Genomic DNA, 25,570 nt, shown 5'->3' on the forward strand with positions numbered 1-25,570 from the left:
TGATAGGAAACCGTTACCCATGTCCCCCGACAACCGTTACCTATGTCTCCCGGCAGAACACCTAGGCTCCACCCATCCTACGGTCCGGCGTAGGAGCGGACTCCGTCCGCGATGTCTGGCCGGCCGCGCTGATGATGAGCCTTGCGATTGGATCAGCCTATCGCGGACAGAGTCCGCTCCTACGAGAACCCTTCCCCTCGATAGGAAAGGCTGGCGTCGATCACGCCGGCTGCCGCGTCGCCGCCAGCACGATCTCGCGGATGCACACGCCCTGCGGCTGGTCGTAGGCATAGCGGATGGCGTTGGCCACGTCCTCGGCGCTGAGCACCTTGCCGCCCATCTCGCGCTTCCAGTCCTGGTAGCCGCTCTTGATCGCCTCGTCGGTGGTGTGGCTGAGCAGTTCGGTCTCCACCGCACCGGGGGCGATGGTGACGACGCGGACGTTGTGTGCCGCGACTTCCTCGCGCAGGTTCTCGGAGATCGCATGCACCGCGAACTTGGTGCCGACGTAGGCGACATGGTTGGGGAAGGTCTTGCGCCCGGCCACCGAGCTGACGTTGATCAGCGTGCCGCGGTTGCGTTCCACCATGCCCTTGAGCACCGCGTGTACGCCATTGAGCAGGCCCTTCACGTTGACGTCGAGCATGCGCTCCCACTCGGCCGGGTCCTGCTCGACCATGTTGCCCAGCAGCATCACGCCGGCGTTGTTCACCAGCGCGTCGGCCGGGCCGAAGCGTTTCTCGGCTTCTGCCACGGCGGCCAGCAGGGCGTCACGGTCGGTCACGTCCACGGTGCGGCACAGCGCGTTCGGCAGTTGCAGCGCCTCCAGGCGCTCGATGCGGCGGGCGAGCAGCAGCAGCGGGTGGCCCTGCTGGGAGAAAAGGCGGGCGGTGGCTTCGCCGATACCGGAACTGGCGCCGGTGACGATGATCAGGGGCTTGCTCATGGGGACTCTCCTGCTATCGGAAATCTGGATGACTGGGCGATGCGGTGAAGTATATTGAGTGGAATTACGCCTGAAAAATGGCTTATTCCTGTGCCTGGTATCGGGTTTGTCTATGGATATCCGACAGCTGGCCGCCTTCGTCGCGGTCTTTGAAGAACGCAATATCACCGCCGCCGCCCAGCGTCTGTTCGTCAGCCAGCCGACGCTGTCGGTGACCATCCGCCAGTTGGAAGAGGCGCTGGGCACCGCGCTGTTCCTGCGCCAGGCGCGTGGGGTGGAAGTCAGCGAAGCAGCGCGGGCCTTGTATCCGCGCGCCCGCGCCTTGCTGGCCGAGGCCGACGGCCTGCGCAACATGTTCCGCCAGGCCTCGGCGCGCCAGCCACTGCACCTGGGCGTAGAGGGGGATGTCAGCGCCGAGCAGGTCGAGGGCTTCGTCAGCCTGGCACAGCAGGCCGTGCCCAATCTGCTGCTGCACCTGGAGGAGGGCTGCGTGGGCGATGCGCGGCTGGCGGTGGAGGAATTCTGCTGCGAGGACGAACTCTTCGTACCGGTCTGGGATGACCCGTACGTGCTGGCGTTGCCGCCGGGCGAGGAGGATGCGCAGAGCAGCGGTTGGATCACCTGTCCGACGCATCCCTCCCATCAGCGCCTGATGACGGTTTATGGCGGCGCGCCAGTGGTCGCCCAGGCCAGCACCCTGAACCTGGCGCTGCGGCTGGTCAGCGCGGGCGTCGGCGCGGCGATCCTGCCGGCATCGCTGCTGAACGGCGCGCCGACAGTGCGCAGCGGCACTTTGAATCTGCCGCTGCCGATCCGCCGCATCGGTCTCTGCCACTCCGCCCAGGCGCTGGAGCATCCGGCGGTGCGCGGGCTCTACGACTTCTTGCGAGCCCGCGAGGCGTCCTGACTCAGGCTTGCGCCTTCTGCGCGGCCGGCGCGCGCAAGGACAGCAGCAGGACCAGCGAAGCCGCCAGAATCTGCAGGCTGGCATAGCCGTTGGTGGTGGCGACCAGGCCGTAGCGCTGGATCGACAGCCCCGCGAGAATCGCCGGCACGCTGAAGGCCAGGTAGCTGAGCACATAGAAGCTCGCCATCAGCGCGCCACGTTCGTGGGCGTGGGCCAGTGGTACCACCGAGCGCAGTGCGCCGAGGAAGGCGCCACCGAAGCCGAGCCCGGCCACCGCGGTGCCGAGGAAGAACAGCCAGAGGTTGGCGCTGTCCACGCCGAGCAGGGTGATCAGCAGGCCGATGATCAGCGCCAGGCCACCACGGCGCAGGATCACCGCCGCCGGCTGGTTGCGCAGGGCGAAGATCGCCAGCGCGCCGCACAGGCACAGCAGCGACACCAGCCCGCCACCGATCATCGGCACTTGCAGGCCGGTGACCTGGCGCGCCAGCGTCGGCCCCAGCGACAGGTAGAAACCGCCCAGGGCCCAGAGGCTGGCGTTCAGCGGCGCCACGCTCCAGAACGCACGACGCGCCTGCGGAGGAATGCGGATGCGTGGTTTCAGCGAGGCCAGCGCGCCGGGTTGCCGGGTGATGCTTTCCGGCAGCCAGCGCAGCAGCACGATGCCCAGGGCAAAAAGCGCCAATAGCCACGAGTAAACCTGGTGCAGCGGGTCAGCGCCGAACTGCACCAGCGTGCTGCTGCCCAGCGCGCCCATGGCCATGCCGAGCATGGGCGCCACGCTGTTGATCAGCGGGCCGCGCTCGCGGTCGATATCCAGCATCGCCGCGCCCAGCACGCTGGTGGCGATACCAGTGGCGAAGCCTTGCAGCAGGCGCGCGATGATCAGCAGTTCGACCGAGTTGGCGTAGAGGAATACGGCCATCGCCAGCAGTTCGAGGATCAATGCAGCGCGGATCAGCGGGCGCCGGCCGAGGTGGTCGGACAGCGAGCCGAACACCAGCAGCGCCAACATCAGGCCACCGGCGTAGATGCTGAACACCAGGGTCAGCAGGGCGGGGGAGAAGTGCCAGGACTCGCGGTACAGCGCATACAGCGGCGTGGGTGCGGCCGCAGCGGCGAGGAAGGTCATGAGGATGACCGTCAGCAGCAGGGCGGAGGCTTTGGGTGAGAAGCCGGACGCGCTTTTCGATTGGGTGTGTGCCATGATTCAGCTCGCAAAGGCTAAGATTTTGCTTTTGCGAGATGCTGGACCCGTTTCCGGATAAAAGCAAATTCTTTGCTTTAAGGTGCTTATGGCAATCAATCAGGGTGTTCGACCGGGTGGCCGCAGCGCGCGGGTGCAGGCCTCGGTGCACAAGGCGGTCGAGGAGTTGCTGGAAGAACGCGATCGCGCCGAACTGACGGTGCCGCTGATCGCCGCGCGCTCCGGCGTCACGCCGTCGACCATCTACCGGCGTTGGGGTGACCTCAGCGAATTGCTCGGCGATGTCGCCCTGCAACGCATCCGCCCCGACGCCGAGCCGGCGGATACCGGCAGCCTGCGCGGCGACCTGCTGGCCTGGGGCGAGCAGTACATGGAGGAAACCGCCTCGGTGCCCGGCCGCGCGGTGGTGCTCGACCTGCTGGCGGCCGGCGGCGGCTGCTCCGGGCGCTGCATGGCCATCGCCTGCGGCCAGTTCGACATCATCCTGCTGCGCGCCAGGGAGCGCGGCGAGAAGCTGCCGGAGGTCGACCGCATCGTCGACCGGCTGATGGCGCCGCTGGTGTACCGCATCCTGTTTTCCGGCGAGGAGCTGGAGGTGGCGTATGTCGAGCGGCTGGTGGATCTTACGCTGGAAGGGTTGTAATCGCTGCTGTGGGTTCGTTCTCTAGCGGACGGTGCTTGCCCGCGAATTTCGGGGACGACGCCGAGCACGTATCTGTAGGAGCGAGCTTGCTCGCGAACGGATTTTCCCCCAGCACCGGAGCGGTGCTGATTCGCGAGCAAGCTCGCTCCTACAATGTCCGTACGGCGTCCGCCCATGCCTGCAGAGCTTCACAGGCCTTGAGGGCAATCTCCTCGTCGCTGCGCCCGGCAAACACCCGCTCCAGCGCATCCGCCGCGATCAATCCGGCGACGGTCGGCGTGCCCACGGCGTCGGTGAGGTCCAGCCACTCGCCGAAGCTGGCCGGCGTGTCGTACCAGCGCAGGTAACCCGACGGCGATACCGGCCACCATCGCTCGTCGAACTGCAGCACCACCTTCTCCAGCTGACCCATGCCCAGGTGCGCCAGCGCACCCTGCTGCGCCGCCGGCAGGGGCGGGGTGAAGCGGATATCGCGCAGCACGCCGATGGGCGCGGTGCAGACGCAGAAGTCGGCGCTTTCATCACCTATCCGCACCTTGTCTCCGGACCAGTCGATGGCGGTCACCACCTGGTTCAGTCGGATATCCAGCCCTTCGGCGAGATGCACGGCCAGCTGTGAATAACCCTGCGGCAGGAAGCGGTCGCCGGCACCGACGCCTTCTTCGTCGAGCGCATCGACCGACAGCGATTCCAGCGGCAGGCAGGCTTCCAGGATCAGGTTGGCGTCCAGGGCGAAACGGGTGGCGCGGCGAGTTTCCTCATCGCGATCTTCGAGATAGCGCGCGACACCTTCCGCCAGTGGCAGGCTGCGGTCGATCCCGGCGCGCAGGGCTTCCCAGGCCGCATCGATGTCGGGCACCGGGCCATCCGCCGCCGCAGCCAGGGGCTGGCCGAAATCGGTTTCCCGCAACGGCAGGCCGAGTCGCTGGGCGTGGACGGCCAGCGGGTTGTTGTCGAATTGCTGCAGCCAGGCGGCGCCTTCGTCCACCCGTACCGGGCCGAGGGAGATGCTGTGGACGCGGCCGCCGAGGCGGTCGCGGGCTTCCAGTATCAAGCACTCGATGCCCGTCTCTTTCAGCCGCCGCGCGGCAGCAATGCCTGCGAATCCGGCGCCGATTACCAACACGCGACGGGCAGCGGATTCGATGGCGATGTCGGCGGCGCGCAGGCCGTCGTTCCAGGCGCCATGGGTCATGGCCGGGGCGATCGGATTGCAGGCCTCGCCGGCCAGCACCAATCGCCCATTCAGCGGTTCACCGAGCCGGCGCCGATGCTCCGGCGTGGCACCGGGCAGCAGGGTGCTGTAGGCGCCGCGGCTGAACGGGTCGTCGCTCCAGTGGGTGACATGAAAGGCGGTGGGGCGGTGGCGAAGGCTGTCCATGTCGTGCTCGCTCAGTGAAAGAGCGACGACCTTAGTGTTGGATTGAGCTGCGATTCAAGGGGGCGCTTTTCTGTAGTAGCGAGCTTGCTCGCGAACCGAGTCAACCGGCAGCCCCGATGCTGGGCTTTTCGCGAGCAAGCTCGCTCCTACAGGATTCAAGCCCGGCTCAGGCGAATCACCGTGCGGGCGACGGATACCCCGGTGAACAGCACCACGAACAACCGCAGCGTCTGCATCGCCAGTACCAGGCCGACGTCGGAGTGGGTGTCCACCGCGATGATCGCCATGGCGTCCAGGCCGCCGGGGCTGGTGGCGAGGTAGAGGGAGAGGAAGTCCATCCCGGTGATGGCCGCCAATGCCCAGGCGAACAGCGCACAGCTGGCGATCAGGGCCAGGGCGCTGACCAGCATGGCGGGCAGGTGGCGACCGACGTAGGCGAGGCTTTCGCGGTCGAAGCGCAGGCCGATGTAGCAGCCGATCACGCCGTAGGCGGCGGCCAGCAACCAGTGCGGCAGGGTGATGTGCAGCACGCCGGTGAGTTGCAGCACGGCGCCGGCCACCAGCGGCACCAGCAATGGGCCGGCCGGCAGCTTGGCGCCGACGGTGGTGCAGACGAAGATCAGCAGCAGGCAGTTGATCAGGTCGGGCAGGGTGGCGGTGTCGATGATCGGTGTGCTGTGCGCCGCCGAACCGCCGCCTTCGATGCCCAGCAGGCGGCCGACCAGAGCGCCGGCCATGACCACGCAGACCACCCGCACGTACTGCATGGTAGCGACCACGCGGGGGTCGGCGCCGTTGGCTTCGGCCATCGACACCATGGCCGCCGCGCCGCCCGGCGCGGTGCCCCAGGCGGCGGTGCTGCCGGGGATGCCGCCGAAGCGCACCATGGCGTAGCTGACCACGGCCGAGAGCAGCAGGGTGAGCAGGGTGGCGCTGAGCATCAGCGGCCAGGAGGCGACCATCGCCTGCAGCACCGACCAGCTCATGGCGTGGGCGACCAGCAGGCCGATGCAGCCCTGGCTCAGGCGGAAGGCCTGGCGCGGCAGGCGGATCTGCGCGCCGCTGACACCGAAGACGATGGCCACCAGCATGGGGCCGAGGAACAGCGCGGCAGGGATCCCTAGCCAGGTCAGCAACTGCCCGGCGCCTCCGGCTCCGAGCGCCAGGGCCAGCCATTGCAGGCTGACGGGGATGTGGGCGACGGACAGGGCAGGGCGGCTGGACACGGACGGCTCCGGGCGGGGAAGACGGAAGAATTATCGGTAGCCGAATCGATCAAGTCTATTTTCTAATAGTCATGAATCCATTCCTGAAATCTATCGGTTGGCCGCCATGGACCTGCGTGATCTCGCTTACTTCGAAACCATCGCCGAGCTTGGCCACCTGGGGCGCGCCGCCGAGCGCCTGGGGCGCAGCCAGCCGGCGCTGACCAAGAGCATCCAGCGCCTGGAGGAATCCCTCGGCGCGCGGTTGTTCCAGCGCGATGGCCGACGCATCCGCCTGACGCCGGCCGGTGAACTCATGCTGCAACGCGCCCGGCAGTTGCGTCAGGACGTCGAGGAAACCCGCCGCGAGGTGCGCGACTTCGCCAGTGGCGTGGTGGGCAACATCCGCCTCGGCTGCGCCGCGACCATGGCCGAGTACCTGCTGCCGCGCCTGACCGAGGACCTGCTGGCGCGCGCGCCGGAGATCACCATGAGCCTGGTGCTGGGCCAGGACGACGTGCTGCGCGAGGCACTGCGTAACGGGCGGCTGGACATGGCGATCTGTTCGCGGATCGTCGATGACCCGCAACTGAGCAGCGAGCCTTTGCTGCAGGACCAGGTGGTGGTGGTCGCCAGCCGCGACCATCCGATCTTCGACGCCCCCGTCGCCATGGCTGACCTGTGCCGTTACCGCTGGGTACTGCCGGCCACCGGGGTGTCGTCGCGGCGCTGGATGGACGCCACCTTCCAGGCCCACCAGTTGCCGATGCCGCAGGTGCAGATCGAGACCAACGCGATTCCCATGCTGCCCAACCTGATCGCCCGCACCCGCCTGCTCAGCTTCATCGCCCGCGAGGCGCTGGCCGGCGGGCACGGCATGGACCAGCTGCGCGAGGTGCAGCTTGCTGAGACGACGCTGACGCGGACCATCGGCTTGGCGGTGCGCGAGGGCGCCTACCTTTCTCCTGCCGCACAATTGCTGCGGGGCATGCTGCGCGAGCATGCACAGCGTTATGGCACGGAGCTGTAGGTTTTTCGTAGGAGCGAGCAAGCTCGCTCCTACGAAAGCGCCACAGTCAGCGCTTTGGCTTTGGCTTTGGCTTTGGCTTTGGCTCTTGAAGACTTCCAGAGAAACATCCGCACGCGCCGAATGCCCCGTTCAGGAGGCCTCGTTGAATCGGAGTTTCAGGGGTTGAGCGACATGGATGTCGCGAGAGCGGCGATGGGCCAGGGATGGCCCTTCGACGCGTGCCCCTGAAACTGCGGTTCAACGAGGGTATTTTTCGCCTAGGCGAAAAACCGGATGTCCGGGGCAAGCCTTTTGGTTACTTTTCGGCGTTTGGAAAAGTAACTCGCCCGAGGGGGCGAAACAGGAAGTCCGAGCGCACGCCGAAGCGGCGCGGAAAGATCCGGACCGCCGCAACAAACCTGCAACACCGGAGCAAAGGGCAAACGCCGGCCCTGCCGGCGGATCGCGGGCATGGCCCGCTCCTACAGTTGGGCGTGGCTCCGTAGGGCGAATAACGCGCCAGCGTTATCCGCCGCGATGCATGCGGCGGATAACCTGTTCCAGGTTATGCGCCCTACGATCAAAGCGCGTGTTCAGCGGCTCGGCACCTCGCCCACCACCGTGGTGCGGTACATCTCCCGACGCATGCCATGGTAGTCCGACACCGGGTAATGCCAGGTGCTGCGGTTGTCCCAGATCGCCAGGGTGCCCGCAGTCCAGCGCATGCGGCAGGTGAAGGCCGGCTGGGTGGCAATGCCGAACAGGTAGTCCAGCAACGGCTGCGACTCCGCCGGGCGCATGCCCTTGATACCGCTGGTGTAGGCCGGGTTGATGTAGAGGATCTTCTTGCCGGTTTCCGGGTGTTTGGTCACCAGCGGATGCGAGCGCACCTCGCCGTCGTGGCTGCCGTAGCGCACCGCCATGTTTTCCATCAGGTCGTTGTGCTTGGCCTCGGCGCCGTAGGCGCGCTCGGGGCTGTGGATGGCGTCGAGGGTTTCCAGTTGCGCGCGCAGTTTCGGTGACAGCCATTCGTAGGCCAGCGCCAGGTTGGCGTAGAGGGTGTCGCCGCCAAACGGCGGGATGTCGTGGCCGTAGAGCAGGGTGAAGGCCGGCGGCAGCTCCTGGAACGACCAGTCGCTGTGCCAGGCGCCGCCGAACACCACCGGGGTCTTCTCGTTGGCTTCCTTCACCACCCGCACCACGTGCGGGTGATCGTCCATGCCGACCACGTATGGCTCGCGGCCGAATTCGCCGAAGCGCAGGGTCACGGCTTCGAGGTTCTCCACGCTCAGGTTCTGCCCGCGAATGAACAGCACCTTGTGCGCCAGCAGCGCCTGGCGCAGCTCGGCGTAGCCTTCCTCGCCCAGGGTGGTGAGGTCGAGGTCGCTGACGTCCGCGCCGATCGCGCCGGTGGCGGGGACGATGCGGAAGTGGCGGTAGTCGGCCGCGCGGTTCTGGCTCGGCAGGGCGTAGAAGAACTCGAACATGGGGAAGCCTCTTGTGGGTGTTATTGGCACTTCCAGCATGGTCAGCGCTGGCGCTTTCTTCCATGATTAAGTCCGCCAAAAATTGATGATTTCCGCCACATTGTTCTTTCCCGCCTGCAGGAGCCTGCAATGGACTGGCGCCAGACCCGCGAGATCACCGGAGTGCATTACCTGCTCGACAGCGCCCGCGACGAGGGCCTGGGTGTGGACGACTGCCTGGTAGGCAGCGCCATCTCCCAGGCTGACTTGCAAGCGCGCGCCGGGCGCATCCAGGCCTGGCAGGAGCTGGCGGTGATCCGCAACCTGTTGCAGCACATCGACCGGCCGGGCCTGGGGCTGGCAACGGGGCGGCGCTACCACCTCACCTCGCTGGGCCTGCTGGGTTTCACCATGCTCGCCAGCCGCTCACTACAGGAAGCCTTCGAGACCTTCGGGCGCTTCCAGAGCCTGGCGCTGACACTGTGCCCAGTGAGCAGCGAGAAGGAGGTGCGCGGGCTGTGGCTGGTGTTCGACGACCGCGTGCTGCCCGAAGATGCCCGCGCCTTTGTGGTTGAGCGCGGCATCGCCGGATGTTGGCAACTCTCCGGCGAATTGCTGCAGCGGCCACTGCAACCCCTGGCTATCGAATTGCGCTGCCCGGCGCCGAGCGATGCCAGCGTATTCCGTGAGACCTTCGGCATCGAACCGAGCTTCGCGGCACCGCGCAATGCCATGTTGTTCGCCTGGGAGGATTTGCAGACGCCGTTGCCCCAGGCGCAGATCAGCGCCCGCGACAGCGGTGAGCAACTTTGCGAGCGCCTCTGTGGCGAACTGGCGCTGACACTGGCCGCCACGCCAACTGCGCGGCAGGTGCAGCAAGTGCTGTTGCGTGACTCCGCGAGCCTGCTCGGGGCAGCGCTGGTGGCCGAGCGAATGGGCCTTTCCGAGCGCACGCTGCAACGGCGTCTGGCGCAGGAGGGAGAGAGCCTCCAGGGGCTGAACGACGGCATCAAGCAGCGTCTTGCCGAACGCCTGCTGCGCGAGTCACCGATGGACCTGCACGGTATCGCCCAGTGCCTGGGCTACGCCGAGGCGGCGAGTTTTTCCCGCGCTTTCCAGCGCTGGACGGGGCTGTCGCCGGGGCGTTGGAAACGTCTGTCCGGAACCCTCCCGGCGCACTGAAATCGAACCGCCCGCGAGGCCTTTGGAGTGGGTGAAAGCCGCGAGGATAGAGCCTTGTCATAGGGCCGATGGCTATCGGTTACGGATTGAATTCGCGCACTTCCTGAAGAAGGAGGGGAATCCCTGAGCGCAGGGAATTCCAGGGGGCCGCTGTCACCAGCCTGACACCGAGCGCCCCTAGTCTGGCGCCAAAGCCCCTGCGTGAAGGCCGCCGCCATGCCCCTGACCCAAGAGTCCGTGATCCGCCGCATCCACCGCGAACTGCTCGACCACAGCGACGAAGAGCTGGAACTGGAGCTGCTGGAAGATGTGCGCAACCTCGACGAACTGTTCGATGAACACGCCGACGTCGACGAGGAAAAGCTCGCCCGCCGCCGTTACTTCAGCGAGCTGTTCCGCCTGCAGGGCGAACTGGTGAAGCTGCAGAGTTGGGTGGTGAAGACCGGGCACAAGGTGGTGATCCTCTTCGAAGGTCGCGATGCGGCCGGCAAGGGCGGGGTGATCAAGCGCATCACCCAGCGTCTGAACCCGCGTGTGTGCCGAGTTGCCGCGCTGCCCGCGCCGAACGACCGCGAGCAGACCCAGTGGTACTTCCAGCGCTACGTCTCGCACCTGCCGGCGGCGGGGGAGATCGTGCTGTTCGACCGCAGCTGGTACAACCGCGCCGGGGTCGAGCGGGTGATGGGCTTCTGCTCGGACGACCAGTACGAGGAGTTCTTCCGCAGCGTGCCGGAGTTCGAGCGCATGCTGGCGCGCTCGGGCATCCAGCTGATCAAGTACTGGTTCTCCATCTCCGACGACGAGCAGCACCTGCGCTTCCTCAGCCGCATCCACGACCCGCTCAAGCAGTGGAAATTGAGCCCCATGGACCTGGAGTCGCGGCGGCGCTGGGAGGCCTACACCAAGGCCAAGGAAATCATGCTCGAACGCACCCACATCGCCGAGGCGCCCTGGTGGGTGGTGCAGGCGGACGACAAGAAGCGCGCGCGGCTGAACTGCATCAGTCATCTGCTGAAGCTGATCCCTTACGAAGACGTCGAGCAGGCGCCGGTGGTACTGCCACAGCGTCAGCGCCACGAGGATTACGCGCGCACCCCGACGCCGCAGCAGATCGTGGTGCCCGAAGTTTACTGAGAACGCTGCTCTTCGTAGGAGCGAGGGGGACGCCTAGTTCTTGCTCGCGAACCGGCCCAGCGCCTGCGCCGCCGGGAAATCCGTTCGCGAGCAAGCTCGCTCCTACAATGTCGGGCCTCAAGCGATGAGACACAACCTGTAACATTCCCCGCCGATCATGACCGGGACACCCCTCCACGCGGACTCCCAGCATGACCACCGATACCCTGGCCGCCAGCGACCTTCCCGCCGAAGGACGGCCCCATCTGGAACACAAGCCCGGCCGCATGACCGCCTTCATCTTCTTTGCCGTGCTCGCCGTCGGCCTGCTGTTCTCGGCCTGGAGCCTGGTGCGCGACGTCGATGAGGTGACCACTGCGGTCACCACCTGGACGCCGTTCCTGCTGCTGGGAGTTGCGCTGTTCATCGCCCTGGCCTTCGAGTTCGTCAACGGCTTCCACGACACCGCCAACGCCGTGGCCACGGTCATCTATACCCACTCGCTGCCGCCGCATTTCGCGGTGGTCTGGTCGGGCTGCTTCAACTTCCTCGGCGTGCTGCTTTCCAGTGGCGCGGTGGCTTTCGGCATCATCGCCCTGCTGCCGGTGGAGCTGATCCTGCAGGTCGGCTCCTCGGCCGGCTTCGCCATGGTCTTCGCCCTGCTGATCGCCGCCATCCTGTGGAACCTCGGCACCTGGTGGCTGGGCCTGCCGGCGTCGTCCTCGCATACCCTGATCGGCTCGATCATCGGTGTCGGCATCGCCAACGCGCTGATGCACGGGCGCGATGGCACCAGCGGCGTGGACTGGGCGCAGGCGACCAAGGTCGGTTACTCGCTGCTGCTCTCGCCGCTGATCGGCTTCGTCTGCGCCGCGCTCCTGCTGCTGGCGCTGCGCCTGCTGGTGAGGAACCGCGCGCTGTACAAGGCGCCCAAGGGCAAGACGCCGCCACCGTGGTGGATTCGTGGCCTGCTGATCCTCACCTGCACCGGCGTGTCCTTCGCCCACGGCTCCAACGACGGGCAGAAGGGCATGGGCCTGATCATGCTGATCCTGGTCGGCACCCTGCCGATGGCCTACGCGCTGAACCGCACCATGCCGGCGGACCAGACCGTGCAGTTCGTCGCCGTCGCCGAAGTTACCCAGCAGGCGCTGGTCCGCGCCGTGCCGCAGCCGGCCCCGGCCGACCCGCGCGCGGTGCTGTCGGAGTACGTGCGCACCAAGGAAGCCAAGCCGGAGCTGATCCCCTCCCTGGCGGCGCTGACCGGCGCCATCGGCGCGGAAGTGAAGGGCTACGGCAGCCTGGCCCGTGTGCCGGCCGAAGCCATGGGCAACGTGCGCAACGACATGTACCTGACCAGCGAGGCGATCCGCCTGATGGACAAGGACAAGGTCGGCAACTTCGACACGGACACCACCAGCAAACTGGCCGCGTTCAAGGGCAAGATCGACGAGTCGACGCGCTTCATCCCACTGTGGGTGAAGGTCGCCGTGGCCATCGCCCTCGGCCTGGGCACCATGGTCGGCTGGAAGCGCATCGTGGTGACCGTCGGCGAGAAGATTGGCAAGACCCACCTGACCTACGCCCAGGGTGCCTCGGCGGAGCTGGTGGCGATGCTGACCATCGGCGCGGCGGACCTGTACGGATTACCGGTGTCGACGACCCACGTGCTGTCGTCCGGTGTGGCCGGCACCATGGCCGCCAACGGCTCGGGCCTGCAGATGCGCACCATCCGCAACCTGCTGATGGCCTGGGTGCTGACCCTGCCGGCGGCCATCGTGCTTTCGGCGTCGCTGTACTGGCTGTTCACCCACCTGTTCTGACCGTGGGTGATGCAACGAGAACGCCGCTCTCTTGAGCGGCGTTTTCATTGGCACTCCCTTGTAGGAGCGAGCTTGCTCGCGAACAGATCATCCGGCGACTTCGGAACTGGGCTGGTTCGCGAGCAAGCTCGCTCCTACACATGCCGCGCATGTGCAAACTCCCATCGAGGGCTGCTTGAAATATCGAACGCGTGGTGCGTATTTTGTACGGGCTCGCGCGCCTCGCGCGGCGTCCTGTGACAAGGACAAAAGAACAAGGATAAGAAGTCATGAGTAGCGATCCAGGAATCCCACTCGCCGAGCGTCTGGCTGGAGTGGAAGAGATCGAGTGCGTCACCCCCGACCTCAACGGGGTGCCGCGTGGCAAGGTGATGACCGGCGAGGGCTTCCTCACCGGGCGCCGGCTGCAACTGGCGCGCGGCGTCCTGCTGCAATGCATCATGGGCGGCTACCCGGCCGCGAAGTTCTATGGCAGCGATGACGGCGACCTCGCCCTGATCGCCGAGCCGACCCAGATTCACCGCCTGCCCTGGAGCGACGAACCCCGCGCCTTCGCCATCTGCGACGCGGTGGAACTCGACGGCAAGCCCTCCGGCCTGTCCACCCGCGGCCTGCTCAAGCAGGTTGTCGCGCGCTACGCCGAGCGTGGCTGGAGCCCGGTGGTGGCGACCGAGCTGGAGTTCTTCGTCTTCGCCCCCAACCCCGATCCGCTGGAAGCCTTCCAGGCGCCGGTCGGCCTCGACGGCCGCCGCGAGATCGGCCACTCGGCCTTCAGCGTGTCCTCCCATAACGGCCTGCGCCCGTTCTTCCAGGACGTCTACCGCTGCATGGCGGCGGTGGGGCTGGAGCGCGACACCTTCATGCACGAGATGGGCACCACCCAGTTCGAGATCAACTTCCTGCATGGCGACCCGGTGCTGCTGGCCGACCAGACCTTCCTGTTCAAGCACCTGCTCAAGGAGGTCGCGCTCAAGCACGGGCTGATCGTGGTGTGCATGGCCAAGCCGCTGGCGCACACGCCGGGCAGCTCGATGCATATTCACCAGAGCATCGTCGATGGCGAGGGCCGCAATATCTTCAGCGATGCCCAGGGCGAGGCCACACCGGCCTTCCGCCACTTCATCGGCGGCCAGCAGGCCTGCCTGTCGGACTTCACCCTGCTGTTCGCGCCGAACGTGAATTCCTTCCAGCGCCTGTGCCACCCGTACGCTTCGCCGAACAACGCCTGCTGGTCCCATGACAACCGCGCCGCCGGCCTGCGCATTCCGGCCAGCGCGCCGGTGGCCCGCCGCGTGGAAAACCGCCTGCCTGGCGCCGACGCCAACCCCTACCTGGCCATTGCCGCGAGCCTCGCTGCCGGCCTGCACGGCATCGAGCGCGCGCTGGAACCTACCGCGCCGATCCAGGGGGAGTTCGAGGTGCCGCCGGAACTGCTGTTGCCCTGCACGATGGTCGACGCCTTGCAGCGCCTGCAGCGCAGCGAGCTGGCCCGCGAGGTGTTCGGCAACGAGTTCATCGACGGCTACTGCGCGACCAAGTCACTGGAGCTGACCAGCTTCTTCGACGAAATCACCCCGTGGGAGCGCCGCGTCCTCGCCGCCCAGGCCTGATGCGAATGGGTTGATTCGCGGGCACGCCGACACAGCTGCGTCGAAGTACGACGCGGCTGCGATCGGCGGCCATCTCCAGGCGATCTTCAAGTCATCCTCGTTCATCGGGCCGAGATCCTGAAAAACGCCCCGCATGACCGCATGCGACGCGCGTTATTCCAGGCCCGGCAGGCCTCTCGACGCGCCGATTGGCAGGCTCTAAGGTGTCAGCGCAAGTCCCGCTTTCCGCTGCCCGGACGTTGTACCGGGGTTGTCCTGGACCAGGAGCTCCAATGCTTCGGATCGTCACTGCCTTCCGCGCTCTGTACTTCGCCGCCGTCATGCTCCTGACCGGTTCCGGTCTGCTCAGTACCTACCTCGCCTTGCGCCTGGGCGCAGAAAAGGTCGATGGGCTGTGGATCGGCGCCATGATGGCGGCCTACTACCTCGGCCTGGTGCTGGGCGGCAAGATCGGCCACCGGCTGATCGCTCGCGTCGGACACATCCGCGCCTACGTGGCCTGCGGCGGTTTGGTGACCGCCGCCGTGCTGGGCATCGGTCTGTTGCCCTGGCTGGGCTTCTGGTTGTTGCTGCGGGTCGCCATCGGCCTGGGGATGATGTGCCAGTACATGGTCATCGAGAGCTGGCTCAACGAGCAGGCCGAGGCACGCCAGCGCGGCGCCGTGTTTGCCGGCTACATGGTCGCGTCCTACCTGGGGCTGGTGCTCGGCCAACTGGTGCTGGTGGTGCATCCGGGGCTGGGGCCGGAGCTGCCGATGCTGATCGCGCTGTGCTTTGCGCTGTCGCTGATCCCGGTGGCGATCACCCACAAGGTTCACCCCGCGCCGCTGCGCCCGGCTCCGCTGGAGCCTCGCTTTTTCATCCAGCGCGTGCCGCAGTCGCTGACCACGGTGCTGGTGTCCGGCTTGGTGGTGGGGTCGTTCTACGGCCTGGCGCCGCTGTATGCGGTGCGCCAGGGCTTGAGCACCGAGGAGATCGGTCTGTTCATGGGCGGCTGCATCTTCGCCGGGCTGCTGGTGCAGTGGCCGCTGGGCTGGCTGTCGGACCGCATCGACCGTGCCGTGTTGATCCGCAATGCGGCCATCCTGTTGCTGGTGGTGGCCTTGCCGCTGGCGCTGTTGCCGCTGCTGCCGGTGCCGCCGATTTCACTGGCGTGGCTGCTGCCGATGGGCTTCGTGGTCTGCCTGGTGCAGTTCACCCTGTATCCGCTGGCGGTGGCGTTCTCCAACGACCACGTCGAGGGCGAGCGCCGCGTTTCCCTGACGGCGATGCTGCTGGTGACCTTCGGCGTGGGCGCCTGTATCGGCCCGTTGGCCGCTGGCGCGCTGATGAAGCTGTTCGGCGCCAACATGCTCTACGTGTTCGTCTGCGCCTGTTCGCTGATTCTGATCCTGCGGGTGCGCCCGGAGAAGGTCAGCGGCCTACACCGGGTCGACGAGGCGCCGGTCAAGCATGTCGCCACGCCGGACAGCCTGGCGTCCTCGCCGTTGTCCGCCGCCCTCGATCCGCGCGTTGACGAAGCGGCCGTGGAAGAGCAGATGAAGGGTAACGACAGCAGCGCGCCGGTACCCGAGACGGAGACGGAAGCAGAGGAAGAAAGTCGGCCTGCTTGAGGTCAGGAGGCCAGGAGGCCAGGAGGCCAGGGCGGCAGGCGCTTGCCGCCCGGCAGGGGCTAGAACAGTTCGTCCTTCTCGAAGCGTCGGGCTTCGCGTTGCAACTGGTAGACCAGGCGCTCGATGTTGCGCTGCGTCAGGCCGCTCATCTGATGGAAGCGCACGCCGGCAAAGCTGTACCCGACCTTTTCCTCGAAATGCACGTGGCGCAGTTCGACTTCCAGGGTCAGGGCGCCGAAGGGCAGGCGGGCGGTGAATTCTTCATAGATCTGGCCGGGCTGCAGGCGCTCGGCGGCGTTGCCTTCCAGGCGAATCTTGCAGCCGGTGGCGGAGATGTCGATCAGGCTGCCCTTGAGCGGGGATTTCAGTTTGCTGCCGCCGATTTCCACGGCCACCGGCTGACCCTGGCCCACGGGGGCTCGGAAGGCGTTGCGGCGCTGGTGGTAGAGCATCTCGGCGGGTACCGGCAGCCAGTAGCAGCGGGCGCCGTCGATTTCGGAGAAGAAGGCGTTCTGGGTGTTTTCCCAGGCGATGCGCACGCCTTCATGGAAGGCCTCGATGCGGAATTGCTCGCCGTTCTGCAGGTAACGCTCGCCGTCGTTGGGAATGAGTTCATCGAGGGCTACGAGGTTGCGTTCGCGGTTGACCTCGACGACGAAGCTCTGGAAGCGCTGGCTGCGACCTTCGAAGGTGATCACCAGGGGATCGTGACTGTCCATCAGCATTTTCAGGCTGGCGTGGATCTCCACCGGAGCTTTCAACACCTTCGGCGGTTGAGGGCCATTTTCCTCGGCGAACAGATTGGACACGGTCCGCGGGTCTCCATTGTGTTTGTTATGAGTCGTGCACGGGGCAGGGCGGGTGATGGCATTTTGCCCCAGGGCGGAGCTTCAGGCCAGAGGCGATCAGGCCTGGCTGAGCGGGCGCTGGCGGCTGCTCTGGGTCGAGCCGCCACGGCGGTCGTAGAGATTGGGAGTGTCCTGGCCGCGCAGGATATCGAGCAGGCGCCCGGTGCTGGCCTGGCCGGCGCGGATGACCTTGCCGTTGCGCTGGTTGGCTTCCTGGCACTGGTCGAGGAGGGTGGCGAGTTCGTCGCCGCGCGCCAGCAGTTCGCCGTTGGCGCTGGCCTGGGCGAGCTGGACCAGACCTTCGCGATCGACGCTGACGCCGGCCTGTTGCAGCGCGACGGTGCGCTCGCGACCATTGCGCTCGAGCTGCTGGAGCAGCGGCAGCTTGCGATCAAGCAGCTTCTGCAACTGGGCCAGGTCGCGCACCTGCAGCGCCTGGAACTCGTCGTCGATCAGTTGCAGCAGCGCGCGGGCGGCTTCGATGTCGCCATTGATCAGGGAAAGCAGGGCGTCAGACATCTTGGGCTCGGCGTTCTACGAAAGGGGCCAGCGCGAGTCGGACTCAGTGCTGGGATTCGAAATCGAGCAGCTTGCCGGCCACCCGCTGGCTGTCGACCTGATAGCTGCCGTCAGCGATGGCCGCCTTGATGCGAGCCACTTTCTCGTTGTCGACCACGGGCTGGTCCTTCAGTTGATCGCTCACTTTCTGCAGCTGCTGCGCGGTATCGCTGAGCTGTACCGGTTCGCCGCTCTTGGCCGGGGCGTTGACGGTGGATTCGCTGGCGGTTTCGCTGCGACCGCTCTGGGCGGCACCGCTACGGCCAGTGGTGGCTGGCGTAGAGGCCGGGTTCAGCCGGTTGAAGTCGATGACCATGTTGGAAACCTCTGGAGGTATTGGACGCTTGCCAAGCTTTTCGGCCGTCTGCAGGAAAACTTTAGGCCGAATTTTTGTGCGCCCGAACACATTTTGCGCAGCGCTGCCGTCATCATGCCAGAAACGGCTGCCAACCGCAGGGTTACAGGGTGACTTCGACGGTCCCCGGCTCGATCACCCGTGCCTTGACGATACGCTGCGAGCGCAGGTTGCGCACGCGGATCTGCTCGCCTGGCACGCCGTCGGACAGCGCCTCGCCGGGCATCAGTACTTTGATGGCGCTGGTGCGGGCGCGGATCACCACCTGCTCGCCCTTGCGCACGGCGGCGGCCTGCTCGAGGAAGACCGGCGCCAGGACCTGGTCGTTCACCGTGGCACGCTTGAGCTTCTGCCCCAGCGCCCGCTCGGGGTCGGTCAGGTAGCCCTGGGTCAGCGGACCGACGTCGCGCTCGACGACGCTGATGTCGGCGGCTTCGATCACATGGTCGCGCTTGAGCGGCTGGGTGGTGACGACAATCTGACGGTACAACCTGACCGTGGCCGGGACGAAAACCGTCCAGGGCGAGCTGCCGTCGCAGCGTACCCGCACCGTGACCCGACCCACGGGCTGCGCCGGGCTTTCCAGCGCCTGCGTCAGGTCTTTGTCGCACTGCGCCAGGCGCAGGCGGGGGTCGATGCGGGCGACTTCGATCTCGTAGCGCGCGTCTGTGCCGGAAGTCTGCAGATAATCTTCCACCTTGAACTCAAGAAAGCCCTGGGTGGAGCCGATAAGGATCTCAGGCGCGGTGAAGCCTTCCGCCCCAGCCGGGGAGAGGGTCAGCGCACCCGTCATGCCGAGCAGCGCAGCCAGCAGGGCGCGCGCGGGTCTCGGCTGTCGGAAAAATGTCGTTGCGTGTTTCATGCAACGATCCAAGCAATGGTCATGCCGCCTTTGTGAGTCGGGCGGCGTTGCGTGCACAGGAGGCTCAATGGCCGGAGTCATGGATTCGGTCAATCGGCGTACGCAGCTGGTTGGCCAGAATCGTCTCGAACTGCTGCTGTTCCGCTTGAACGGCAGCCAGCTGTACGGGATCAACGTGTTCAAGGTAAAGGAGGTGCTGCAGTGCCCCCGCCTGACCGTGATGCCCAAATCCAGCCAGGTGGTACGCGGGGTGGCGAACATCCGTGGCGGCACCATTCCGATTCTCGACCTGGCGCTGGCCACGGGGCGTTACGCCCTGCGGGACATCGCCAACAGCTTCGTGATCATCACCGAGTACAACACCAAGGTGCAGGGCTTCCTGGTGCACTCGGTGGAGCGCATCGTCAACATGAACTGGGAGTCGATCCATCCGCCACCCAAGGGCACCGGCCGCGACCATTACCTGACGGCGGTGACGCGGGTGGACGACCAACTGGTGGAAATCATCGACGTGGAGAAGATCCTCGCCGAAGTGGCGCCAACCTCGGAGGACATCTCCGAAGGCGTGCTGGATGCCGAGACCCAGGCCCGCGCGGTGAGCAAGCGCGTGCTGGTGGTGGACGACTCCTCGGTGGCGCGCAAACAGCTGGTGCGTTGCCTGGAAACTGTCGGCGTCGAGGTGCTGGCGCTCAACGATGGCCGCCAGGCGCTGGATTACCTGCACCAGATGGTGGAAGCCGGAGGGCATCCGGGCAGTGATCTGCTGATGGTGATCTCGGATATCGAGATGCCGGAAATGGACGGCTACACGCTCACGGCGGAAATCCGTCACGACCCGCGCATGCAGGACCTGCATATTCTCCTGCATACTTCGTTGTCCGGGGTGTTCAACCAGGCCATGGTGAAGAAGGTCGGCGCTGACGACTTCCTCGCCAAGTTCCGTCCCGACGACCTGGCAGCCCGTGTGTCGGACCGGATCAAGGCGGTGGATGGTGCGTCGGCCTGATCCAGCGTGACAAGTTGCGGGTGGCGCCGGTGCCGTCCGCATCGTCTAAGGTTTTTTGAACACCGGTCAGGCAGTTGTCGGCGTACCGTCGGCAGCCGCCCACGAGCAAAGAGGCGTATCTGTGACATCCACCCATTCTGAATTCGAGCTGTTCCGGGATTTCCTGGAGAAGACCTGCGGCATCCTCCTGGGTGCCAACAAGCAGTACCTGGTCGCCAGCCGCTTGAACAAGTTGATGGAACAGCAGGGCATCAAGTCCCTGGGCGAACTGGTGCAGAAGGTCCAGATGCGCAGCCAGCTGCGCGAGCAGGTGGTCGACGCGATGACCACCAACGAGACCCTGTGGTTTCGCGATACCTATCCCTTCGAGGTGCTGAAGAGCCGCGTGCTGCCGGAGGCGATCAAGGCTGCGCCCGGCCAGCGCCTGCGTATCTGGTCGGCGGCCTGCTCCTCGGGGCAGGAACCTTATTCACTGTCGATGACCATCGACGAGTTCGAGCGCAGCAACCTTGGCCAGTTGAAGGCGGGCGTGCAGATCGTCGCCACCGACCTGTCCGGCTCCATGCTCACCGCCTGCAAGGGCGGCGAGTACGACAGCCTGGCGATCGGCCGCGGCCTGTCGCAGGAGCGCCTGGCGCGCTACTTCGACCAGAAGACCCCGGGCCGCTGGACGGTGAAGCCGGCGATCAAGAGCCGCGTGGAGTTCCGCGCGCTGAACCTGCTGGACAGCTACGCGACGCTGGGCAAGTTCGACATGGTGTTCTGCCGCAACGTGCTGATCTATTTCTCGGCCGAGGTGAAGCGCGACATCCTCCTGCGCATCCATGCCACGCTCAAACCGGGCGGCTACCTGTTCCTCGGCGCTTCCGAGGCGCTCAACGCGCTGCCGGATCACTACCAGATGGTTCAGTGCAGCCCGGGGATCATCTACAAGGCCAAGTGATTGGCCTGTCCGGGCGGGGGCTTCGATTGCAGGAGAGCGCCACGCCCGCAATCCGTCGGCTGGCCCGACTGATTTCCGTTACCAGGTTTTCGGCCGGTACCCCTTTACGCAGGCCCGGACTTCGTCGTCGATCACATTCCCCGGCTTGATGCAGTCCGACAGCTTGCGCGGGCTGTCGCTGTAGGGCGAGGCCGCCGGTGCCGCTTCCATTCCGGCAGGGGAAAGGCCCAGGCGACTCTGCAGGACCATCCAGCGTTCCTGCACCCAGGCATGGCTGGCCGGGTTGCGCCACAGGGCCGTGCCGGCGGCGATGATCAGCAGTGGGATGAGGAACCACAGCAGCGGCTTCACCAGCATCCGCCAATTGCGCTTCGGGTCTTCGGGCGGCTTCCGCCGATTCTGCTGCCTGACCTGTTCCCAGTAGTAGTCGCGATCACGGTCGCTCATCGAGTGCTCTTTCGCCTTGTGGATGGAGGAAGAGTAACGGCTGGCGCGGCCTGCGGCGAGGTGCGATCAGTGGTCCTTGTGACGGGCTTCGCGCACCACCATATTGGTTGGCATGACTGCCCCTCGAATCTCCTCTCGCGCCCAGCGAGCCGATGTGCTGTCCGCTTTCCACCCGGCGGTGGCCGGCTGGTTCCGCGCACATTTCCCTGCGCCGACCCAGGCGCAGATCGAGGCCTGGCCGGCGATCCAGGCGCGCGAGTCGACGCTGGTGGCGGCGCCCACCGGCTCGGGCAAGACGCTCACGGCGTTTCTTTCGGCCATCGACGCACTGGTTCGCGAGGGGCTGGAACACGGCGGCGAGCTGCCGGACCGCACCACGGTGGTCTACGTCTCACCGCTCAAGGCGCTGTCCAACGACATCCGCATCAACCTCGAGGAGCCCCTGGCCGGCGTCCGCGCGGCGCTGGTGGAACTGGGTCTGCCGGAGGTGGATATCCGCACGGCGGTGCGCACCGGCGACACCACCTCCAGCGAGCGCGAGGCCATGCGCCGGCAGGTGCCGCACATCCTCGTCACCACCCCCGAATCGCTCTACGTGCTGCTCGGCTCGGATTCCGGCCGCGCCATGCTGGCTGGCACGCGCAGCGTGATAGTCGATGAAATCCATGCGCTGGCGGCAAGCAAACGAGGCAGCCACCTGGCGTTGTCGCTGGAACGTCTGCAGGCATTGTGCGAGGCGCCGCTGGTGCGCATCGGCCTGTCCGCCACGCAGAAGCCCATCGCGGCAGTGGCCGCTTTCCTGGTCGGGCGCCATCAGGCCTGCCGCATCGTCGACATCGGCTACAGCCGCCAGCGCGACCTGAACCTGGAAGTGCCGGCGGCGCCGCTGGAGGCGGTGATGTCCCACGATGTCTGGGACAAGGTCTACGACCGCCTCGCCGAGCTGGCCGGCGAGCATCGCACCACGCTGGTCTTCGTCAATACCCGGCGGCTGTCCGAGCGCATTACCCGGCACCTGGCCGAGCGCATCGGCGCCGGCTGGGTGGCGGCGCACCACGGCAGCCTGTCCAAGGAGCTGCGCCTGGGCGCCGAGCGGCGCCTCAAGGCCGGGCAACTGAAGGTGCTGGTGGCCACCGCTTCGCTGGAGCTGGGCATCGACATTGGTGATGTCGAACTGGTCTGCCAGATCGGCTCGCCGCGTTCCATCGCTGCCTTCCTGCAACGCGTCGGGCGCTCCGGCCACAGCGTTGGCGGCACGCCCAAGGGGCGGCTGTTCCCCACCTCGCGGGACGACCTGATCGAGTGCGTGGCATTGCTCGACAGCGTGCGGCAGAACGAGCTGGACGCCCTGAGTATTCCCCACGCGCCGCTGGACGTGCTGGCCCAGCAGATAGTCGCCGAGGTGGCCTGCCAGGAATGGCGCGAGGACGCGCTGTTCGAACTGTTCACCGCCGCGCAGCCCTACGCCGACCTGAGCCGCGAGCAGTTCGACGCCATGCTGCGCACCCTCGCCGAGGGCTACGCCAGCCGCAACGGCCAGCGCGGCGCTTACCTGCACCGCGATGCCGTGCACCAGCGCCTGCGCGGCCGGCGCGGTGCCAAGCTCACCGCCGTGACTTCCGGCGGCACCATTCCCGACGCCGGTGATTACGCCGTACTGCTGGAGCCGCAGGGGCTGACGGTGGGCACGGTGAACGAGGATTTTGCTGTCGAAAGCCTGGCCGGCGACGTGTTCCAGCTGGGCAATATTTCCTACCGCATCCTCCGGGTCGAGCCGGGCCGCGTACGCGTCGAGGACGCCCAGGGCCAGCCGCCGAACATTCCCTTCTGGCTCGGCGAGGCGCCGGGACGCACCGACGAGCTGTCCACCAGCGTCGCGCGCCTGCGCGGCCAACTGGACGAATTGCTGGCCCAGGGCGAGAGCGACGCTGAGCCGCTGGCGCGGGCCATCGACTGGCTGCAAGGCCAGCTCGGCCTGAACGATGCGGCGGCGCGGCAACTGGTCGAGTACCTGGCCCGCGCGCGCCACGCCCTCGGCGCGCTGCCGACGCAGAAGACGTTGATCCTCGAACGCTTCTTCGACGAATCCGGCGGCATGCAACTGGTCATCCATTCGCCCTACGGCAGCCGCATCAATCGCGCCTGGGGCCTGGCGTTGCGCAAGCGCTTCTGCCGCACCTTCAACTTCGAGCTGCAGGCCGCCGCCACCGAAGACGCGATCATCCTCTCGCTGTCCACCAGCCACAGCTTCCCGCTGGACGAAGTGTGGCGCTACCTGCACTCCAACAGTGCCGAGCAGGTGCTGATCCAGGCGTTGCTCGATGCACCGCTGTTCGGCGTGCGCTGGCGCTGGAACGCCACCACGGCGCTGGCCTTGCCGCGCTACAGCGGCGGGCGCAAAGTCGCCCCGCAGTTGCAGCGCATGCGCAGCGAGGACCTGCTGGCCTCGGTGTTCCCCGACCAGGTCGCGTGCCTGGAAAACATCGTCGGCGAGCGCGAGATTCCCGATCACCCGCTGGTGGCGCAGACCCTCGACGACTGCCTGCACGAGGCGATGGACAGCGAAGGCTGGCTCGCCTTGCTGCGGCGCATGGAGCGTGGCGAAGTGACCCTGCTGGCGCGCGACCTGCCGGCGCCGTCGCCGCTGGCGGCGGAGGTGCTGTCCGCCAGCCCCTATTCATTCCTCGACGACGCGCCGCTGGAAGAGCGCCGCACCCAGGCCGTGCAGAGCCGCCGCTGGACCGACCCGGAAAGCGCCGACGATCTTGGTGCGCTGGATGTTGAAGCCATCGATGCGGTGCGCGCCGAATCCTGGCCCGAAGCCCGCGATGCCGACGAGATGCACGAGGCGCTGACTGGCTTGGGCGGCATCCGCGAGAGCGAGGTGCAGGCCAACGAGGGCTGGCCCTTCCTGCTCCAGTCGCTGGCCAAGGCGGGGCGGGCGACGCGCCTGGAACTGCCCGTGGGCGCTGTCTGGGTGGCGGCGGAGCGGCTCAGCCAGTGGCTGGCGCTGCATCCACAGGTCGCGATGACGCCGCTGCTCGATCTGCCGCCGGCGCTGTGCGAACCCTGCACGGTGGACGAGGCGCAGGTCGAACTGGTGCGGGCGCGCCTGACTGGTTTCGGCCCGCGCCTGCTGCGTGAGCTGGCGCAGGACCTGGGCATTGCCATCGGCGATACCGGCTTCGCCCTGGCCAGCCTGGAGCGAGAGGGCTATGTGCTGCGCGGTCGTTTTACGCCGGGAGCGAGCGAAGAGGAATGGTGCGAGCGCCACTTGCTGGCGCGCATCCACCGCTACACGGTCAAGCGCCTGCGCCGGGAGATCGAGCCGGTGGCGCGGGCGGATTTCATGCGCTTCCTGTTCGACTGGCAGCGTGTGTCTGCTGGAACGCGGGTGCGCGGTGCGGAATCCCTGGCTGGGGTGCTCAGCCAGCTGGAAGGTTTCCAGGCCGCCGCCAGCGCCTGGGAAAGCGACCTCCTGCCCAGCCGCGTGGCCGATTACGGGATCAACTGGCTGGATGACCTGTGCCGTGCCGGGCGCATCGTCTGGGCGCGCCTGCCGGGCCGAGCCGTCGCCAAGGGCCGTGGTGGCCCGCTGAAGAGCACGCCCATCGTGTTGCTGCCGCGCGCGCAAATGGCGCAGTGGAGCGTGCTGAGCACGGGGCAGGCGGAGGCGGAGCTGTCCGCCAAGGCCAGCAAGGTGCTGGAGGTGCTCAAGGAACACGGCGCGTCGTTCTTCGAGGAACTGGTCAGCGACAGCCACCTGTTGCGCACCGAACTGGAAACGGTGCTGGGTGAGCTGGTGGCGGCGGAGCGGGTGAACGCCGACAGCTTTGCCGGCCTGCGTGCCTTGCTGATGCCCGCAGCGAGGCGCCATCCGCAGCGGCGCTCACGCACACCGCTGTTCGGCATGGCCGATGCCGGGCGCTGGGCATTGCTGCGCCGCTCCTCGCTGGAGCCGGGAGCGCGGCTGCCGGCGGAAGTGCTTGAACATGTCGCCATGACCCTGCTGCGCCGCTACGGCGTGGTCTGCTGGCGCCTGCTCGACCGTGAAGCCGATTGGCTGCCGCCCTGGCGCGACCTGCTGCGGGTCTACCACCGCCTGGAAGCGCGCGGGGAAATCCGTGGCGGGCGCTTCGTCGCCGGGCTGACCGGCGAGCAGTTCGCCCTGCCCGAAGCCGTCGGCCTGCTGCGCGAAGTGCGCCGCCGCGAGGTGAGCGGCGAATGGCTGGTGGTCTCGGCGGTCGACCCGCTGAACCTCGCCGGCACGCTGCTGCCGGGGCGCAAGGTGCCGGCGCTGAGTAGCAACCGCGTGCTCTACCGCGATGGCGTGCCGGTGGGCGCGTTGATCGCGGGCGAGGTGGAGCTGTTCGCGGAGCTGGCGGCGGAAGACCAGGCCCGCGCGCGGGAACTGCTGATCCGCCGCTGACGCTGGCTTACACTCAG

General features: G+C 66.8%; 21 protein-coding genes. 11 read left to right on the forward strand and 10 right to left on the reverse strand.

Going from position 1 to position 25,570, the window contains the following annotated elements:
• Positions 1–220: 220 nt before the first annotated feature.
• Positions 221–946 (reverse strand): SDR family oxidoreductase, encoded by a 726-nt coding sequence (locus CTR55_RS04855; RefSeq protein WP_296284425.1) that lies wholly within the window; start codon positions 944–946, stop codon positions 221–223.
• A gap of 112 nt (positions 947–1,058) precedes the next feature.
• On the opposite strand from CTR55_RS04855, the gene CTR55_RS04860 reads away from it, so the two are divergent.
• Positions 1,059–1,853, forward strand: coding sequence for a LysR family transcriptional regulator (locus CTR55_RS04860; protein ID WP_296284426.1), 795 nt, complete (start codon positions 1,059–1,061; stop codon positions 1,851–1,853).
• A gap of 1 nt (position 1,854) precedes the next feature.
• On the opposite strand, the gene CTR55_RS04865 is transcribed toward CTR55_RS04860, so the two are convergent.
• Positions 1,855–3,060 (reverse strand): MFS transporter, encoded by a 1,206-nt coding sequence (locus CTR55_RS04865; RefSeq protein WP_296284427.1) that lies wholly within the window; start codon positions 3,058–3,060, stop codon positions 1,855–1,857.
• 88 nt (positions 3,061–3,148) lie between these two features.
• Between CTR55_RS04865 and CTR55_RS04870 the strand changes: the two genes are divergently transcribed.
• Positions 3,149–3,703 (forward strand): TetR/AcrR family transcriptional regulator, encoded by a 555-nt coding sequence (locus CTR55_RS04870; protein WP_296284428.1) that lies wholly within the window; start codon positions 3,149–3,151, stop codon positions 3,701–3,703.
• Positions 3,704–3,851: 148 nt separating this feature from the next.
• Here CTR55_RS04870 and CTR55_RS04875 read toward each other — a convergent pair whose 3' ends face one another.
• Together CTR55_RS04875 and CTR55_RS04880 are read right to left on the reverse strand one after the other, a co-directional pair.
• Entirely contained in the window at positions 3,852–5,084 is a 1,233-nt protein-coding gene (locus tag CTR55_RS04875; RefSeq protein ID WP_296284429.1) for an NAD(P)/FAD-dependent oxidoreductase, read from the reverse strand.
• 155 nt (positions 5,085–5,239) lie between these two features.
• Positions 5,240–6,310 carry an AbrB family transcriptional regulator gene (locus CTR55_RS04880; RefSeq protein WP_296284430.1) on the reverse strand — a complete coding sequence of 357 codons (1,071 nt, stop codon included), beginning with the start codon at positions 6,308–6,310 and terminating at the stop codon, positions 5,240–5,242.
• Positions 6,311–6,416: 106 nt separating this feature from the next.
• On the opposite strand from CTR55_RS04880, the gene CTR55_RS04885 reads away from it, so the two are divergent.
• A complete protein-coding gene (locus CTR55_RS04885; RefSeq protein WP_296284431.1) occupies positions 6,417–7,319 on the forward strand; it encodes a LysR family transcriptional regulator in 903 nt (300 codons plus the stop codon).
• A 572-nt stretch (positions 7,320–7,891) separates the two neighbouring features.
• Here CTR55_RS04885 and CTR55_RS04890 read toward each other — a convergent pair.
• Positions 7,892–8,785, reverse strand: coding sequence for a TauD/TfdA family dioxygenase (locus CTR55_RS04890; RefSeq protein ID WP_296284432.1), 894 nt, complete (start codon positions 8,783–8,785; stop codon positions 7,892–7,894).
• Between the two features lie 129 nt (positions 8,786–8,914).
• On the opposite strand from CTR55_RS04890, the gene CTR55_RS04895 reads away from it, so the two are divergent.
• The 5 genes from CTR55_RS04895 (at position 8,915) to CTR55_RS04915 (ending at position 16,105) form a co-directional block, all read left to right on the forward strand.
• On the forward strand, positions 8,915–9,946 hold the full coding sequence (locus CTR55_RS04895; RefSeq protein ID WP_296284433.1) for an AraC family transcriptional regulator: 1,032 nt from the start codon (positions 8,915–8,917) through the stop codon (positions 9,944–9,946).
• A 216-nt stretch (positions 9,947–10,162) separates the two neighbouring features.
• Positions 10,163–11,080, forward strand: coding sequence for a polyphosphate kinase 2 (gene ppk2, locus CTR55_RS04900; protein ID WP_296284434.1), 918 nt, complete (start codon positions 10,163–10,165; stop codon positions 11,078–11,080).
• 191 nt (positions 11,081–11,271) lie between these two features.
• Entirely contained in the window at positions 11,272–12,882 is a 1,611-nt protein-coding gene (locus tag CTR55_RS04905; RefSeq protein WP_296284435.1) for an inorganic phosphate transporter, read from the forward strand.
• Between the two features lie 371 nt (positions 12,883–13,253).
• Positions 13,254–14,492: a glutamine synthetase family protein gene (locus CTR55_RS04910; protein ID WP_296284872.1), complete on the forward strand. Its 1,239-nt coding sequence runs from the start codon at positions 13,254–13,256 to the stop codon at positions 14,490–14,492.
• 272 nt (positions 14,493–14,764) lie between these two features.
• A complete protein-coding gene (locus CTR55_RS04915) occupies positions 14,765–16,105 on the forward strand; it encodes an MFS transporter (RefSeq protein WP_296284436.1) in 1,341 nt (446 codons plus the stop codon).
• A 59-nt stretch (positions 16,106–16,164) separates the two neighbouring features.
• On the opposite strand, the gene CTR55_RS04920 is transcribed toward CTR55_RS04915, so the two are convergent.
• The 4 genes from CTR55_RS04920 to flgA form a co-directional block, all read right to left on the reverse strand.
• Positions 16,165–16,914: a flagellar brake protein gene (locus CTR55_RS04920; RefSeq protein WP_296284437.1), complete on the reverse strand. Its 750-nt coding sequence runs from the start codon at positions 16,912–16,914 to the stop codon at positions 16,165–16,167.
• A gap of 96 nt (positions 16,915–17,010) precedes the next feature.
• Complete coding sequence (gene flgN / locus CTR55_RS04925; RefSeq protein ID WP_296284438.1) at positions 17,011–17,472, reverse strand: flagellar export chaperone FlgN; 462 nt, start codon at positions 17,470–17,472, stop codon at positions 17,011–17,013.
• A 43-nt stretch (positions 17,473–17,515) separates the two neighbouring features.
• Positions 17,516–17,827, reverse strand: a complete 312-nt coding sequence (gene flgM, locus CTR55_RS04930) for a flagellar biosynthesis anti-sigma factor FlgM (protein ID WP_296284439.1) — start codon at positions 17,825–17,827, stop codon at positions 17,516–17,518.
• A gap of 142 nt (positions 17,828–17,969) precedes the next feature.
• On the reverse strand, positions 17,970–18,659 hold the full coding sequence (gene flgA, locus CTR55_RS04935) for a flagellar basal body P-ring formation chaperone FlgA (RefSeq protein ID WP_296284873.1): 690 nt from the start codon (positions 18,657–18,659) through the stop codon (positions 17,970–17,972).
• 136 nt (positions 18,660–18,795) lie between these two features.
• Here flgA and CTR55_RS04940 point away from each other — a divergent pair, with 136 nt between their 5' ends.
• A complete protein-coding gene (locus CTR55_RS04940) occupies positions 18,796–19,734 on the forward strand; it encodes a chemotaxis protein CheV (protein WP_296284440.1) in 939 nt (312 codons plus the stop codon).
• A 121-nt stretch (positions 19,735–19,855) separates the two neighbouring features.
• The gene (cheR, locus tag CTR55_RS04945; protein WP_296284441.1) at positions 19,856–20,677 is read left to right on the forward strand and encodes a protein-glutamate O-methyltransferase CheR; all 822 of its coding nucleotides are present in this window, start codon (positions 19,856–19,858) and stop codon (positions 20,675–20,677) included.
• A gap of 78 nt (positions 20,678–20,755) precedes the next feature.
• Here cheR and CTR55_RS04950 read toward each other — a convergent pair whose 3' ends face one another.
• Positions 20,756–21,124 carry a hypothetical protein gene (locus tag CTR55_RS04950; RefSeq protein WP_296284442.1) on the reverse strand — a complete coding sequence of 123 codons (369 nt, stop codon included), beginning with the start codon at positions 21,122–21,124 and terminating at the stop codon, positions 20,756–20,758.
• A gap of 112 nt (positions 21,125–21,236) precedes the next feature.
• Between CTR55_RS04950 and CTR55_RS04955 the strand changes: the two genes are divergently transcribed.
• Entirely contained in the window at positions 21,237–25,553 is a 4,317-nt protein-coding gene (locus CTR55_RS04955) for a DEAD/DEAH box helicase (RefSeq protein ID WP_296284443.1), read from the forward strand.
• Positions 25,554–25,570 lie beyond the last annotated feature (17 nt).

Origin of the sequence: Pseudomonas sp., from assembly GCF_002796985.1 — a bacterium.
Classification (GTDB): Bacteria; Pseudomonadota; Gammaproteobacteria; order Pseudomonadales; family Pseudomonadaceae; genus Pseudomonas.

Excerpts from the sequence above, each read along its gene's own strand:
- CTR55_RS04890 (WP_296284432.1), bottom strand. The coding sequence starts at position 8,785 with ATGTTCGAGTTCTTCTACGCCCTGCCGAGCCAGAACCGCGCGGCCGAC.
- CTR55_RS04915 (WP_296284436.1), top strand. The coding sequence starts at position 14,765 with ATGCTTCGGATCGTCACTGCCTTCCGCGCTCTGTACTTCGCCGCCGTC.
- CTR55_RS04855 (WP_296284425.1), bottom strand. The coding sequence starts at position 946 with ATGAGCAAGCCCCTGATCATCGTCACCGGCGCCAGTTCCGGTATCGGC.
- ppk2 (WP_296284434.1), top strand. The coding sequence starts at position 10,163 with ATGCCCCTGACCCAAGAGTCCGTGATCCGCCGCATCCACCGCGAACTG.
- CTR55_RS04860 (WP_296284426.1), top strand. The coding sequence starts at position 1,059 with ATGGATATCCGACAGCTGGCCGCCTTCGTCGCGGTCTTTGAAGAACGC.
- CTR55_RS04875 (WP_296284429.1), bottom strand. The coding sequence starts at position 5,084 with ATGGACAGCCTTCGCCACCGCCCCACCGCCTTTCATGTCACCCACTGG.
- CTR55_RS04865 (WP_296284427.1), bottom strand. The coding sequence starts at position 3,060 with ATGGCACACACCCAATCGAAAAGCGCGTCCGGCTTCTCACCCAAAGCC.
- CTR55_RS04950 (WP_296284442.1), bottom strand. The coding sequence starts at position 21,124 with ATGAGCGACCGTGATCGCGACTACTACTGGGAACAGGTCAGGCAGCAG.
- flgA (WP_296284873.1), bottom strand. The coding sequence starts at position 18,659 with ATGACGGGTGCGCTGACCCTCTCCCCGGCTGGGGCGGAAGGCTTCACC.
- CTR55_RS04895 (WP_296284433.1), top strand. The coding sequence starts at position 8,915 with ATGGACTGGCGCCAGACCCGCGAGATCACCGGAGTGCATTACCTGCTC.
- CTR55_RS04910 (WP_296284872.1), top strand. The coding sequence starts at position 13,254 with ATGACCGGCGAGGGCTTCCTCACCGGGCGCCGGCTGCAACTGGCGCGC.
- CTR55_RS04885 (WP_296284431.1), top strand. The coding sequence starts at position 6,417 with ATGGACCTGCGTGATCTCGCTTACTTCGAAACCATCGCCGAGCTTGGC.
- CTR55_RS04905 (WP_296284435.1), top strand. The coding sequence starts at position 11,272 with ATGACCACCGATACCCTGGCCGCCAGCGACCTTCCCGCCGAAGGACGG.
- flgN (WP_296284438.1), bottom strand. The coding sequence starts at position 17,472 with ATGTCTGACGCCCTGCTTTCCCTGATCAATGGCGACATCGAAGCCGCC.
- CTR55_RS04955 (WP_296284443.1), top strand. The coding sequence starts at position 21,237 with ATGACTGCCCCTCGAATCTCCTCTCGCGCCCAGCGAGCCGATGTGCTG.
- flgM (WP_296284439.1), bottom strand. The coding sequence starts at position 17,827 with ATGGTCATCGACTTCAACCGGCTGAACCCGGCCTCTACGCCAGCCACC.
- CTR55_RS04870 (WP_296284428.1), top strand. The coding sequence starts at position 3,149 with ATGGCAATCAATCAGGGTGTTCGACCGGGTGGCCGCAGCGCGCGGGTG.
- CTR55_RS04940 (WP_296284440.1), top strand. The coding sequence starts at position 18,796 with ATGGCCGGAGTCATGGATTCGGTCAATCGGCGTACGCAGCTGGTTGGC.